The sequence below is a fragment of the Brachybacterium atlanticum genome (assembly GCF_025669985.1).
GTDB classification, from domain to species: Bacteria; Actinomycetota; Actinomycetes; order Actinomycetales; family Dermabacteraceae; genus Brachybacterium; species Brachybacterium conglomeratum.
Window position 1 is genome coordinate 29,005 of sequence record NZ_JAKJJW010000009.1, and the last position, 12,672, is coordinate 41,676.

The following is a 12,672-nucleotide window of genomic DNA, read 5'->3' on the forward strand; positions in this document are numbered from 1 at the left end:
GTGCGCCGGCCCGGAACGGCTCGAGACCTTCCGAGGAGACGATGACTGCCACCGAGTCGCTGCCCGCCCTGCAGGCGGTGCGGCGCGAGCTCGAGATCGACGAGCAGGCCCCCGGCGGCCACCCGCAGGTGCGGGCGGTGCTCACCCTCACCACCAACCTGGACCTGGCCCCGGCGCAGCTGTGGCCCCTGCTGACCCGCCCCGAGGAGCTCGAGGCCTGGTACGGCCCCGTCCGGGGCGAGCTGCGCGAGGGCGGGCGCTTCACCGCGCCGCACGGCGCGAGCGGGACCGTGCTCGAGGTCGAGGAGCCCCACCGTCTCTCCCTGCTGTGGGAGCAGATCGGCGAGGAGGACCCGCTCCAGATCCGGCTGGACCCGGAGGACGACGGCACGACGCTGCTGCGGCTGCGCCACACCGTCCTCGTCCCCCGCGAGCGCTTCGACCGGGGCGGCCCGGGCGAGGCGGCGCTCGGCTGGGAGCTCGCGCTGCTCGCGCTCGTCGCGCACACCGACGGCTGGCGCCACGGCTGCCTCGCCGAGGCGCCCGTCCCCACCCGCGAGTGGATGCGGGGCGAGGAGGGACGTCGGTACCTGTGCGCCTGGTCCGTGCGCTGGGCCGCCGAGGCGGTCGCGGCCGGGGTGGACGAGGGCGTCGCACGGCGCGTCGAGGCGGAGGCGCTCCGCTCCCGCCTGGCCTCCCCGGAGGAGACCTGAGCGGGCGGGACGGCGTCCGCTCCCCGGGAGGTCTTCGCCCCGGCTCACGAACCGGTGCCACACTCGGGCGGTGACCACCCCTGCCCCCGGCCCCGCCTCGAGGGACGGGCGCTCACCTGCGGCGGTGCTGCGCGGGCTGGTCCCCTCGGTCTACGCGCCGAGCCTGCTGGAGTTCGTGGGCCTGGCCGCGCTGATGCCGGTGATCCCCCTGCTGGCGCGCGACCTCGGCTTCAGCATCCCGCAGGCCGCGGCGCTGTCGACCATCTTCGGCCTGACCTCCTTCCTCGGACCGATCCCCGCCGGACGCCTCATCTCCCGGATCGGGGCGCGCGCGGCGCTGGTGATCACGGGCTGCCTGCTCGTGCTCTCGAACGTCTTGGCCTTCGTGCTGATCGCGCCCGCGCTCGGGGGCGGCGGCGACCTCCTGCACCGGATCATGCTGGTGGTCCTGCTGCTGGTGATGGCCGCGAGCACCCAGGTGTGGCAGCTGGGACGGCAGGCGTATCTCGGCACCGCCCTGCCCGCGACGATGCGGGCGCGCGGCATGACCCTCTTCGGCGGGGTGATCCGGGTGGGGGAGGTGATCGGGCCGCTGCTCGGCGCGGTCGTGATGGCGGCCGGATCGATGGCCTGGGTGTTCCTGCTCTTCGCGCTCACCGCCGCGGCCGGCACCGTGATGGTGGCCGCGTTCCTCCCTCCGGGGGAGGCACGGTCCCGGGGTGCGGAGGGCCGACGCGGACGCGCCCCGCGCTCCCCGGCCCAGGTCACGCTGGACCGGGCGGTGCTGCGGCGGATGGTGGCCGTCGGCGTCGGGATCGCGCCGGTGATGATGGCCCGGGTGAACCGGCCCGTGATCGTCCCGCTGCTGGGCGACGCGCTGGGCCTGGACCCGGTGTGGATCTCGGTGGTCTTCGGGATCTCGGCGGCGCTGGAGATCCTGCTGGTGATCCCGGCCGGGACCCTGATGGACCGCTCTGGCCGCGCCGCCGTCGCGGTGCCCTGCGCGCTCGTGATGGGCGCGGGATTCCTCCTGCTCGCCCTGCTCGGGACCGCCTGGGCCGACGGTGGCGGCACCGCCTCGGTCCTCGCCCTGCTGCTGCCCAGTCTGCTGATCGGCGTCGGCAACGGGCTCGGCTCCGGGATCGTGATGACCCTCGGGATCGACGTCTCCCCGGTGCACGGGCGCACCCGCTATCTCTCCTGGTGGAACACGATGCTCGGCGCCGGGCGGCTCTCCGCCCCGCTGCTGGTCACCGCGATCACCCTGCTCGCCCCCGTCGCCGTCGCGGGCGCCGCCACCGGGGCGCTCTGCGTCGCGGGCGGGCTGTGGCTCTCACGCACGCTGCCCCGCGTCACACCCTCCGGGGGGACCCGGGGGCGCTGACACGGGGCAGCGGGGCGGTGCGGCGGCTCCTGGAGCTGGAGCGCGCCGGGTCGGCGGTCAGGCCGCGGCGTCGACCAGGGCGCCCTCGGCGGTGCTCTGCAGCAGCTCCGCGGCGTCCTCGCGGCTCACGGAGCGGGCGATGGCGATCTCCGAGGCCAGCGGGTCGATGGCCTGCTTGAGCAGGTTGCGCTCGGCGAGGGAGGACGGGGTGCCGCCGGAGTCGCGCACGATCGATCGGATGACCTCGATGCGGTCGGTGAGACGGCCGGACTGGAGCTGCATCTGCAGCGACTTGATGCGGTGGGCCCAGGACGCCTTCTTCGCCGGCGGCTCGATGGGCTCGCCGAGCTGGGAGATCAGCGTGTCGACCTCCTTCGTCCCGAGCACGGGGCGCAGGCCGACGACGTCCTTGCCGTCAGCGGGCACGGAGATCCGCATCTCGTCGCCGATGACCTCCAGGTCCACGTACTCGCGCGGCTCGCCTTTGACGGTGCGGGTCAGGGTCGAGACGATGCGCACCGGGCCGTGGACGGGGTGCGTGAGCACCTTGCCGACCTTCGAAGCGGTGGAGTCGGACGCAGTGGCAACGGACAAGGGGTTCCTCCTCGATGGACCTGTGCGCCGGCGGTACCGCGGCCCTGGTGGGGTCGAGGCGGCCGCCCGCGACCTCGGCCCGGCCCGGGAAGGACCGGTCCACGAGGGGAAACAGGGCGGCTCGAGCCCCGCTCGACCTGCAGGGACAGGGTGGCAGAGCCTACGACAGCGCCTCTCCATGGTCTCACGGATCTGACAATTTATCCAGGCCCTGACGTTTCCACGTGGGTCACATCCGGGCCGGGTCGCTCCGGTCGGACGGCCGCGATCGGACGGCCGCGATCGGACGGCCGCGGCCGTGCGGCTCCGGTCGGGCGCTCCTCCCCGGAGGCGCGACGGAGTGCCGACGATCGTCGGGGGCGGTCTGCGGGACGATGCGGTGGAATGGGGCCATGCCGGTCCCTCCCTCGACGACCCCACCGCCCTCGACCTCGCCGGAGGTCGTGGCCTTCGAGGGGATCGGCGTGCTGCGGGAGGAGAGCGTGCTGCTGCTGGAGGCGAGCGGCCGCGTCGACGCGGGCGAGGTCCTGGCCGTCACCGGCCCCAACGGCAGCGGCAAGACGACCCTGCTGCGGGTCATCGCCGGCCTCCTCGCACCGACGGCCGGACGGGTGCGCGTGGCGGGCAGGCGCCCCGACGACCGCGACCGCGTCTTCCGCGAGGCGCTCTCGGCGCTCATCGGACCGGCGCAGACCGCCCGGGACCTCACCGTCCTCGAGCACCTCCAGTTCGTCGGGGCGACCTGGGGGAGCGATGCCTCGGCCGCCCGTGCGCGGGGCCGAGAGCTCCTCGAGGAGCTGCGGATCCTCCCGCTCGCGGACCGCTTCCCCCACGAGCTCTCCAGCGGCCAGTCCCAGCTGGTCTCCCTCGCACTCGCCCTCGCCCGCCCCAGCGCCGTGCTGGTCCTGGACGAGCCCGAGCAGCGCCTGGACCCCGACCGGCTCGATCTGGTGATCGACGCGCTGCGCGGCAGGGCCCGGGCCGGCACCGCGATCGTGCTCGCGAGCCACAGCCCGCGTCTGGTCGATCAGCTCGCCGACGGCCGGCTCGCGCTCGAGGAGCCGTGGTGAGCGCCTCCCTCGGCCCCGTCCGAGAGGTGTGGGCGCAGCGGTCCCGCGCCCGCACCCGCGGCGACCTGCTCTATCTGCTCTACGTCGTCACGATGGGAGCCGTCGTGCTCGGGCTGCCGGCGCTGCTGTCGACGGGCCGGGCGCTGGCACGAGAGGACGTGCTCGCCCTCCTGCTGAGCGCCGGGGCGCCGCCCACGGCGATCGCGCTGTCCCTCGCCGTCGCCGCCGGCCTCGTCGGCCTCGGCGCGGTGCGGGGCCCCGCCCTGCTCCCGCCCTTCTTCACCGCGACCCTGGCCGGCGGCCCGCTCCCACGCGGCCGGGTGCTGCGACGCCCCTTCGCACGTGCACTGCTGCTGCCGCTGCTCGCCGCCGCGCTGCCCGCCGTGCTGGTGGCGGCGACGTTGATGGCGGCAGACCGGACGGGGCCGGGCACGGCGGCGCTCCTGGCGCTCGCCGGGGTCGGGGTGGGGCTGCTGTGGGGAGGAGCCTGGTCCGCGGGGCAGCTGCTGCGGTCGACGCCCCGGCGCCTCCTGCTCCTCCTGCTCGGGCTCGGAGCGGCGATCGCGGCAGCGCCGCCGCTGCTGGCCGTCCGGGAGCTCGCCCGCGGCATGTGGTCCCAGAGCGCCGCGCCGTCGGACGGACCGGTCGCGGCATGGGCGGTGGGTCTCGCGGCGGCGGGAGCGGCCGGCGTCGCGCTGTGCGCGGCCCTGCTCGGTCGGCTGCGGGGGACCGAGCTGGCCGCGCAGGCGGCGCGCTGGGAGGCCGCGACCACCAGCGCGACGGCGACGGACCTCGCCGGGGCGGCCGGCGCCTTCCGCGCCCTGCCCGCGGCGGGCCGTCGTCTGCGGGCGATCGGCGGGGGCCCGACGGTGCTGCTGTACGCGCGACGGGACGCGGTCGCCTGGCTGCGCACGCCCGACCGGTGCGCGGGCGGCGCGCTCGCGGTGCTGCTCGGCGCCGTCGCCCTGGGCGGGGCGCCGCTGCTGCCGGGGCCGGCGGCCTGGACGGTGCTGCTGCTGGGCGCCCTCTCGCTGCGGACCGGGGCGGGAGCCTTCGTCGACGGGATCCGTCACGGGGTGCACACCCTCGGCGCCCCGCCCCTGCTCGGTCAGCGCGCGGGGAGGCAGCTGCTGCTCCACGCCGCCGCGCCTGGGCTGCTCCTGGTGGCGCTCGGCGCGCTCGGCGGGACGCTCGTCGCGGTCGTCGGCGGCGGGGCGGGGAGCGGTTCCGTGCTGCTGCCCGTCGCCGTGGCCGCCACGGTCCTCGCCGCACGGGCCTGGGAGGCGGCGAAGGGCACCATGCCGCTCGCGCTCGCCACTCCGATCCCGACCCCTCAGGGGGACCTGTCGGTGCTGGTCATGCTGGCCTGGCAGGCCGACGCCGTCGTCGTGCCGCTGCTGGGCGCCGCGGCGCTGCTGCTCGTGCTCCCCTCCGGCCCCGGGGCCGTGCTCCTCGCCGCGGCCGTGCTCGTCGGCCTGCTCGTGCTGCTGACCCGACGACGCCTGCGGGAGCTGCAGGCATGAGAGGGGGCGAGAGGTGGACGTCCGCACGACGCCGAACCCCGTGATCCGCCGTGCGGAACGGGTTCTGCACCGCCTGAACGCGCGCCACCCCTGGGACCACAACCCCCATTTCCACCGCTGGGTGCTGCGCTCGCTGCCGCCGGGAGCGGCCCGGGTCCTCGACGTCGGCTGCGGACGCGGCGACCTCGTGCGCGCCCTCGCCGGGCGCGTCGCGCAGGTCGACGGCATCGACCCCGACCCCCAGATGGCTCTTGTCGCCGCCGAGCGGTGCCGTGACCTCGACGGCGTCACGATCCGGCGCCGCGGACTCGGGGCGCACGCTGAGATGCTGCGGGCCGAGGGGACGGGAGGGCACTACGACGCGCTGACCATGATAGCCTCCCTCCATCACATGGAGCTCGAGCCGGCCCTCGGCCAGGCCCGCGACCTGCTGCGTCCCGGCGGGCGTCTGCTCGTGGTCACCCTCACCGTGCCCCGCACGCGGCTCGACCTGCTGTGGGACATCGGCAATGTGCTGTCGAACCCGCTGATCGGGCTCGTGAAGCATCCGCGCCCCGTCCGGGATCCCGTCCCGGGGCCGAGCATCCCGGTCCGGGACCCGGCCTGGTCGTACGGGGAGCTGCGCGAGCGGGCCCGGGAGATCCTGCCGGGGGCCGTGCTGCACCGGCGCGAGGGCTTCCGCTCGACGCTGCGGTGGCAGAAGCCGATCTGACGTCTCTGCCCTGTCGCCGCGCCCGCCGTGCCGGGGCGCGGTGCGTCGCGACATCGCGCGTCGGAGGACGGGCCGTCGGGCGTCGGCCCAGGTGCCGGCCCGGGCGCCGGCTCAGGCGCGGTGCGCGGCGATGACCTCGCCGAGGCGGGCGACGGCGTCCTCGATCACGGCGGGGGAGTGGGTGACGAAGCTGAGCCGCATCGTGGAGCGGTCCGCATGGTCGGCGTAGAAGGACCAGCCGGGCAGATAGGCGACCCCGGCCTCGACGGCATCGGCGAGCATCTCCTGCGCGTCGTAGCTCTCGCCGAGCGCGGCCCACAGGAACATCCCGCCCTCGGGACGGGTCACGTGCGCTCCGTCCGGCAGCACCGGGGCGATCGCCGCGGACATCGCGTCGCGCCGCTCGCGGTAGACGGCGCTGACCCGGGCGACGTGGGCGTCGAGGTCCACGGTCTCGAGATAGCGGGCGACCATCAGCTGGTCCACCACGGAGGACTGCATCGAGATCGCGGCCTTCGCCACGGCGAGGGTGTCCAGCACCGGGCCCTCCGCGCGCATCCAGCCGATGCGCACGCCGGGGCTCATCAGCTTGCTCATCGAGTTCAGCAGGATCGTCCGCTCGCCCATGCCGGGCAGCGCCGCGATCGGCGCCCAGGTGCTGCCGGTGAAGCTCAGGGCGCCGTAGGGATCGTCCTCGATCAGCGGCACGTCCGTGCGCTGCAGCACCTCGGCGACAGCCTGGCGCCGCTCGAGCGGCATCGTGCGCCCGGTCGGGTTCTGGAACGTGGGGATCAGGTAGACCATCCGCGGGTGGTGGGTGCGGATCGCCTCCTCGAGCGCCTCGGGGATCACGCCGTCGTCGTCGGTGTCCACCCCGATCATCCGCGCGCCGTGCACCGAGAAGGCCTGGACCGCGGCGAGATAGGTCGGGGACTCCACCAGCACCACGTCGCCCGGCTCGAGCAGGGCCTGGGCGACGACGAACAGCCCCTCCTGGGAGCCGGACGTGACGCGGATCTGCGAGGCGTCGGTGGGGAGGTCGCGCGAGACGCGGCGCGCGGCCTGCTCGCGCAGCTCGAGCTCGCCCTCGCTGACCCCGTACTGCAGCGCGCGATTCCCCTGCTGGGAGAGCACCCAGTCGTAGCAGGCGGTGACCTCCTCGAGCGCGAACAGCTCCGGGTCCGGGATGCCGCCGGCGAAGGAGACCACGTCCTCGCGGGCGGCGAGGGCGAAGATGTCCTTGAGCGGGGAGGACTCCATCCCCGCATAGCGCGCGGCGACGGGGAAGCGGAACGGTGCGGAGCTCGGGGGCGTGGTCATCGCCCCATCGTGTCACGCAGGCCGTACGGGAGCAGGCGGCGTCGACGTGAGATCCGCTCGGCCCGGCGGACGACGTCCGTGCTGGAGGCTCCGCCCTGCCGGAAGGGGCTGTGGCGCAGTGGGAGGAGCTCGCGTGGGCGCGAGCCCGGACGAGGCCGGGCCGCACCCCCTGAACAGGAAGGATGCGGCCCGGATGCTGGAGCGGGCGACGGGAATCGAACCCGCGTAATCAGTTTGGAAGACTGAGGCTCTACCATTGAGCTACGCCCGCATACGGCCCTATTGAACCAGATCAGAGCCGTCCGAGCACATCCCGCGTGGCCGGGACGACATGCATCTGCTCACAGGGCCCCGGGCGCCCCCCGCCACCGCACGGGCGGAACGGGTAATATCCCCTGGGTTGCCCTCCGGGGTGTAGCTCAGCTTGGTAGAGCACCCGCTTTGGGAGCGGGAAGTCGCAGGTTCGAATCCTGTCACCCCGACTCCGCCGCCGGGTCGCCGACGCGCGAGCTCCGGGGCGCCATCAGAATCGTCCATCCGATGTCCATCTACAGGGAGACCTGACCAGTGAAGACCGAGTCCGAGAAGCTCAGCCCCACCCGGGTGAAGCTCACCGTCGAGGTGCCCTTCGACGAGCTCAAGCCCGCCGTCGAGGCGGCCACCACGAAGATCGCCGATCAGGTGCAGATCCCCGGCTTCCGCAAGGGCAAGGTCCCCTCCAAGCTCGTCGAGCAGCGCTTCGGCCGCCCCGCGATCATGCAGGAGGCCGTCAACGACGCCCTGCCCGACTTCTACCAGCAGGCCGCGGCCGAGGCGGAGCTCAAGCCCGTCGGCCGCCCCGAGGTCGAGGTCACCGAGGTGCCGGGCCTGGACGGCTCCGAGGAGGGCAACCTGCTCTTCACCGTCGAGCAGGACGTCCGCCCCGAGATCGAGCTGCCCGACTTCGCCTCCTACGAGGTCGAGATCGAGGAGCCCGAGGTCGACGCCGACGCCGTCCAGGTGCGCCTGGACGAGCTGCGCGAGCGCTTCGGCACCCTCGTGGGCGTGGACCGCCCGGCCGAGGACGGCGACTTCGTCTCCGTCGACATGATCGCCACCATCGACGACGAGGAGATCGAGTCCGTCGAGGGCGTCTCCTACCGCATCGGCGAGGGCAACATGCTCGAGGGCCTCGACGAGGCGCTCATCGGCCTGTCCGCCGAGGAGTCCACCACCTTCGTCTCGAAGCTCGCCGGCGGCGACCGCGCGGGCGAGGAGGCGCAGGTCAAGGTCACCGCGCAGTCCGTGAAGGTGCGCGAGCTGCCCGAGGCCGACGACGAGTTCGCCGAGATGGCCTCCGAGTTCGACACCATCGACGAGCTCAAGGAGGACCTCAAGGTCCAGGCCGAGAAGGACGCCGAGGGCAACCGCGTGGCGCTCGCCCGCAACGCCCTGCTCGAGAAGCTCCTCGAGGAGCTCGAGATCCCCGTGCCCGAGCAGCTGGTCGAGGACGAGATCCTCACCCACCTGCAGAACGAGGGCAAGGAGGCCGGCGACCCGCACGGCGAAGAGATCCGCGAGGACACCGAGAAGGCGATCCGCGCCCAGTTCGTGCTCGACGAGATCAACGGCACCCGCCAGGTCGACGTCGACCAGAACGACCTCATGAGCTACATGACGCAGCTCTCCGCGCAGTACGGCATCGAGTCGAACCAGCTGCTGCAGATGCTCGCCCAGTCCGGCCAGCTCGAGCAGATCTTCGCCGAGGTGCAGCGCTCCAAGGCGCTCGACGTGGTCCTCGCCGACGTCACCGTCAAGAACGCGAAGGGCGACGTGCTCGACCTCGGCCTGAAGGCCGAGGAGGCCGACGACGCCGAGCAGGCCGAGGACGCCGAGGAGAAGCCCGCCGCGAAGAACGCCCCGGCCAAGAAGGCTCCGGCCAAGAAGGCCGCTGCGGCCGACGAGGCCGCCGCCGACGAGTCCGCCGAGGACGCGGAGTCCGAGAAGCCCGCCGCTAAGAAGGCTCCGGCCAAGAAGGCCCCCGCCAAGAAGCCGGCCGCCAAGAAGGCGTCGGCGAAGGACGAGTCCGCCGCGGACGAGTCCGCCGAATGACCCTCCGCCGCTGACGGGGTCACGCCCCGCGCGGCAGATCGAACGGGCCGTCACCCCTTCCGGGGTGGCGGCCCGTCGGCGTCGGTGGGAGACTGCCCGCCCATGGACGGCGAGGTCGTGGCGCGGCTCGCCGAACCCGTCGGCGTGATCATCTCCGGCCGGCGCGGCTACGACGCCGCGATCGCGCTGGCGGCCGAGCGCGGCGAGCTGACCTCCGAGGCCTACGGCGGGGCCTGGGACGGGGTCGAGATCGTGCTGACCCATCGGCCCGAGGAGCTCGCCGGCGATCCCTCGGTGACCGCCCCGGACGTCGACGTGGCCGAGGCGATACGTCGCGCCCATGAGCTCGCGGACGGCAAGGACGTGCAGATCATCAGCGCCGACATCGCCCGCCAGGCCCTCGAGCTCGACCTCGTCGACGAGCTGCAGATCTTCTCCGCGCCGGTGATGCTCGGCGACGGGACGCGCGCCTTCTCGGTGCCCGGCGGGCGACGGATCGACTAGGAGCTGGTCGGCCCGATCACGGGCGCGGAAGCAGGATGCGGCCGGATCTACCGTCCCCGCGGGGCGGCGGGGAGCGGTGCAGCGGCCGGATCGAGCGGGGACGGATGAACGAGAACGGCCCGGCTCCCGCGAGGGGAGCCGGGCCGTGGACCGGGGAGCCGGTGGCTCAGCGGTAGGTGACGAAGCCGATCGGGTTGCCCCAGATGGAGCGCTCGACGACGCGCTGCTTCGAGCCGGAGGCGTCGATGATCTGGCCGTTGCCGGCGTAGATCGCGACGTGGCCGGACCAGGCGACGATGTCGCCGGGCTGGGCCTGCGACTGGGAGATCCAGCGGCCGCCGTTGGCGATCTGGCCGGAGGTGCGCGGCAGCGAGATGCCGGCGGCCTGGTAGGCGTAGTTCACCAGGCCCGAGCAGTCCATGCCGCTGAGCGAGGAGCCGCCCCAGGAGTAGGGGGTGCCCACGGCGGAGCGGGCCGCGTTCACGATGGTGCTGGAGGAGCTGGAGGAGGAGCTCGAGGCGCTCGAGGACGGAGCGGACGCGCCGCCGGTGGAGACGCCGCCGTTCAGGGCCGCGCGGGTGTTCGGGCCGACGACCCCGTCGACCTGGAGGCCCTTGGCGGACTGGTAGTCCTTGACCGCCGCGTGGGTGCGCTTGCCGAACACGCCGTCGACCGCGAGGCCCGCGCCGTTCGCGTTCAGCGCCGTCTGCAGCTCCTGCACGGCGCCGCCGCGGGAGCCCCAGCGGAGCTTCTGGGTGGAGTTCAGGGCGGCCGACGGGGCGACCGAGGGGGCGGCGTCGGCGGTGGCCGGAGCGGCGGCGGCCGGAGCGGCCGGGGCGCTCGGGGCGGCGGGCGCGGCCTGGGCCGAGGCGCCCGTGAAGGCGGTTCCGAGGACGACGGTGCCGAGGACGGCGGCGCCGCCGAGGCCGCGGGCCGCGGTGCCGGCCTGGCGGGTGGGGAGCTGAGCACGGCCGGGGAGACGGTGGGAGTTGTGCTGAGCCATGATGAGCGGGAGTTCCTTCCGATCCCGACCGGGGGTCGGGGGCATTCCTGCGGGATGTCGCGACCTCTGGGGCCGGGGTGGTGACTTCACGGTAGAAGGGTCGCCGGGCCGTTCTGAAGGCGCTTGGCAGACCCGGAGAACGCTCTTTGTCTCTTTTTTACACATCGGCAGGAAGTCGTGACCGACTCTCGCCCCTCCTTGACGTTCCCGGGGGCGGGGCGCCACAGGGGCTGCGCCGCGTTGCCAGTGCGCCTGCGGCGAACAGGGCCCGCCACCCTCCCGCCCAGCGCCTAGAGTCGACGCATCGACGATTCCCGCGATCAAGGAGCCCCCGTGACCTCTCAGACCCCGCAGAGCAGCCAGCCCTCCGCGCCCCGTGACGCGGCCGGCGATTCCCCGATGGGCCTCGACGACAACGTCTACCAGCGCCTTCTGCGCGAGCGCATCGTGTGGCTCGGCTCGGAGGTCCGCGACGAGAACGCCAACGCGATCTGCGCCAAGATCCTGCTGCTGGCCGCCGAGGACCCGGACAAGGACATCTACCTCTACATCAACAGCCCCGGCGGCTCGATCACCGCGGGCATGGCCATCTACGACACGATGAAGTTCGTCAAGCCGGACATCGTGACCGTCGGCATGGGCATGGCGGCCTCGATGGGCCAGTTCCTGCTCTCCTCCGGCACGAAGGGCAAGCGCTACGCCACCCCGCACACCCGCGTGCTCATGCACCAGCCGCTCGGCGGCCTCGGCGGCACCGCCACCGACATCCGCATCCAGGCCGACCTCATCCTCTCGATGAAGAACCAGCTCGCCGAGCTGATCGCCGAGCAGACCGGCAAGAGCGTCGAGCAGATCCACGCCGACTCCGACCGCGACCACTGGTTCACGGCGGCGGAGGCCCTGGAGTACGGCTTCATCGACAAGATCGTCGCCGGCTCCGGCGACGTCACGGGCGGCGGCGGCACCGACAGCTGATCGCCCCCTCCAGCACCTTCCGACACCTTCGAGACCAGGAGACCCCGTGACCTTCGATCCCCGCACCATCGGCGCGCTGCCCATGGCCCAGGCCGGCGCGCAGCCCGCCGCCGCTCAGATGCCGACCTCCCGCTACGTGCTGCCCCAGTACGAGGAGCGCACGCCCTACGGCTTCAAGCGCCAGGACCCCTACACCAAGCTCTTCGACGACCGCATCATCTTCCTCGGCGTGCAGGTGGACGACGCCTCGGCCGACGACGTCATGGCGCAGCTGCTCGTGCTCGAGTCCCAGGACCCGGACCGCGACATCACGCTGTACATCAACAGCCCCGGCGGCTCGTTCACCGCGCTGACCGCGATCTACGACACGATGCAGTACATCAAGCCCGAGATCACCACCGTGTGCCTCGGCCAGGCGGCCTCCGCCGCCGCCGTGCTGCTCGCGGCCGGCGCGCCCGGCAAGCGGCTCGCGCTGCCGAACGCGCGCATCCTCATCCACCAGCCGGCCATGGGCGGCGAGGGCGGCGGCGGCCAGGCCTCCGACCTCGAGATCCAGGCCAACGAGATCATGCGCATGCGCGAGTGGCTCGAGGAGACCCTCGCCCACCACTCGGGCCGCACCAAGGAGCAGGTGAGCGCCGACATCGAGCGCGACAAGATCCTCACCGCGCAGGGCGCCCTCGAGTACGGCCTGGTCGACCAGGTGCTCACCTCCCGCAAGGAGCCGCGTCCGGCGCTCGGGCGCTGACGCGTCGGCGGACCGCCGCGACGGCTCCGCCGCAC

At 73.6% G+C, this 12,672-nt stretch carries 12 protein-coding genes and 2 tRNA genes; 10 read left to right on the forward strand and 4 right to left on the reverse strand.

All coding sequences use genetic code 11. From position 1 onward, the window contains the following. The first annotated feature begins 41 nt into the window (after positions 1–41). The gene (locus L3K22_RS06205; protein WP_263310613.1) at positions 42–713 is read left to right on the forward strand and encodes an SRPBCC domain-containing protein; all 672 of its coding nucleotides are present in this window, start codon (positions 42–44) and stop codon (positions 711–713) included. A 70-nt stretch (positions 714–783) separates the two neighbouring features. Further along, a complete protein-coding gene (locus L3K22_RS06210) occupies positions 784–2,097 on the forward strand; it encodes an MFS transporter (RefSeq protein WP_263310614.1) in 1,314 nt (437 codons plus the stop codon). Between the two features lie 57 nt (positions 2,098–2,154). Here L3K22_RS06210 and L3K22_RS06215 read toward each other — a convergent pair whose 3' ends face one another. Beyond that, positions 2,155–2,691 (reverse strand): CarD family transcriptional regulator, encoded by a 537-nt coding sequence (locus L3K22_RS06215; RefSeq protein ID WP_263310615.1) that lies wholly within the window; start codon positions 2,689–2,691, stop codon positions 2,155–2,157. Positions 2,692–3,083: 392 nt separating this feature from the next. Between L3K22_RS06215 and L3K22_RS06220 the strand changes: the two genes are divergently transcribed. The 3 genes from L3K22_RS06220 to L3K22_RS06230 are packed head-to-tail and all read left to right on the forward strand — an operon-like array spanning position 3,084 to position 5,996. Further along, a complete protein-coding gene (locus L3K22_RS06220) occupies positions 3,084–3,761 on the forward strand; it encodes an ABC transporter ATP-binding protein (RefSeq protein WP_263310616.1) in 678 nt (225 codons plus the stop codon). Beyond that, positions 3,758–5,284 (forward strand): hypothetical protein, encoded by a 1,527-nt coding sequence (locus L3K22_RS06225; RefSeq protein WP_263310617.1) that lies wholly within the window; start codon positions 3,758–3,760, stop codon positions 5,282–5,284. The genes L3K22_RS06220 and L3K22_RS06225 overlap by 4 nt, the downstream gene beginning before the upstream one ends. Positions 5,285–5,297: 13 nt before the next feature. Further along, the gene (locus L3K22_RS06230) at positions 5,298–5,996 is read left to right on the forward strand and encodes a class I SAM-dependent methyltransferase (RefSeq protein ID WP_263310618.1); all 699 of its coding nucleotides are present in this window, start codon (positions 5,298–5,300) and stop codon (positions 5,994–5,996) included. A gap of 111 nt (positions 5,997–6,107) precedes the next feature. Here the strand turns inward: L3K22_RS06230 and L3K22_RS06235 are convergent, their stop codons facing one another. Both L3K22_RS06235 and L3K22_RS06240 read right to left on the reverse strand, forming a co-directional pair. Continuing rightward, complete coding sequence (locus L3K22_RS06235; RefSeq protein WP_263310619.1) at positions 6,108–7,316, reverse strand: aminotransferase-like domain-containing protein; 1,209 nt, start codon at positions 7,314–7,316, stop codon at positions 6,108–6,110. A 197-nt stretch (positions 7,317–7,513) separates the two neighbouring features. After that, positions 7,514–7,587, reverse strand: a tRNA-Gly gene (locus L3K22_RS06240). Positions 7,588–7,724: 137 nt separating this feature from the next. Between L3K22_RS06240 and L3K22_RS06245 the strand changes: the two genes are divergently transcribed. The 3 genes from L3K22_RS06245 (at position 7,725) to L3K22_RS06255 (ending at position 9,911) form a co-directional block, all read left to right on the forward strand. Further along, a tRNA-Pro gene (locus L3K22_RS06245) sits at positions 7,725–7,798 on the forward strand. 85 nt (positions 7,799–7,883) lie between these two features. Continuing rightward, a complete protein-coding gene (gene tig / locus L3K22_RS06250; protein ID WP_263310620.1) occupies positions 7,884–9,407 on the forward strand; it encodes a trigger factor in 1,524 nt (507 codons plus the stop codon). Between the two features lie 102 nt (positions 9,408–9,509). Further along, positions 9,510–9,911 (forward strand): dihydrofolate reductase family protein, encoded by a 402-nt coding sequence (locus L3K22_RS06255; protein WP_263310621.1) that lies wholly within the window; start codon positions 9,510–9,512, stop codon positions 9,909–9,911. 166 nt (positions 9,912–10,077) lie between these two features. Here the strand turns inward: L3K22_RS06255 and L3K22_RS06260 are convergent, their stop codons facing one another. Then, on the reverse strand, positions 10,078–10,914 hold the full coding sequence (locus tag L3K22_RS06260; protein ID WP_263310622.1) for a C40 family peptidase: 837 nt from the start codon (positions 10,912–10,914) through the stop codon (positions 10,078–10,080). 399 nt (positions 10,915–11,313) lie between these two features. Between L3K22_RS06260 and L3K22_RS06265 the strand changes: the two genes are divergently transcribed. Both L3K22_RS06265 and L3K22_RS06270 read left to right on the forward strand, forming a co-directional pair. Next, the gene (locus tag L3K22_RS06265) at positions 11,314–11,889 is read left to right on the forward strand and encodes an ATP-dependent Clp protease proteolytic subunit (RefSeq protein ID WP_050815762.1); all 576 of its coding nucleotides are present in this window, start codon (positions 11,314–11,316) and stop codon (positions 11,887–11,889) included. Positions 11,890–11,971: 82 nt separating this feature from the next. Continuing rightward, positions 11,972–12,637, forward strand: a complete 666-nt coding sequence (locus L3K22_RS06270; protein ID WP_259813396.1) for an ATP-dependent Clp protease proteolytic subunit — start codon at positions 11,972–11,974, stop codon at positions 12,635–12,637. Positions 12,638–12,672 lie beyond the last annotated feature (35 nt).

Bases quoted from the DNA above. Each gene is read 5' to 3' on its own strand.
- L3K22_RS06205 (WP_263310613.1), top strand. From the start codon at position 42: ATGACTGCCACCGAGTCGCTGCCCGCCCTGCAGGCGGTGCGGCGCGAG.
- L3K22_RS06220 (WP_263310616.1), top strand. From the start codon at position 3,084: ATGCCGGTCCCTCCCTCGACGACCCCACCGCCCTCGACCTCGCCGGAG.
- L3K22_RS06235 (WP_263310619.1), bottom strand. From the start codon at position 7,316: ATGACCACGCCCCCGAGCTCCGCACCGTTCCGCTTCCCCGTCGCCGCG.
- L3K22_RS06255 (WP_263310621.1), top strand. From the start codon at position 9,510: ATGGACGGCGAGGTCGTGGCGCGGCTCGCCGAACCCGTCGGCGTGATC.
- L3K22_RS06260 (WP_263310622.1), bottom strand. From the start codon at position 10,914: ATGGCTCAGCACAACTCCCACCGTCTCCCCGGCCGTGCTCAGCTCCCC.
- L3K22_RS06265 (WP_050815762.1), top strand. From the start codon at position 11,314: ATGGGCCTCGACGACAACGTCTACCAGCGCCTTCTGCGCGAGCGCATC.
- L3K22_RS06270 (WP_259813396.1), top strand. From the start codon at position 11,972: ATGGCCCAGGCCGGCGCGCAGCCCGCCGCCGCTCAGATGCCGACCTCC.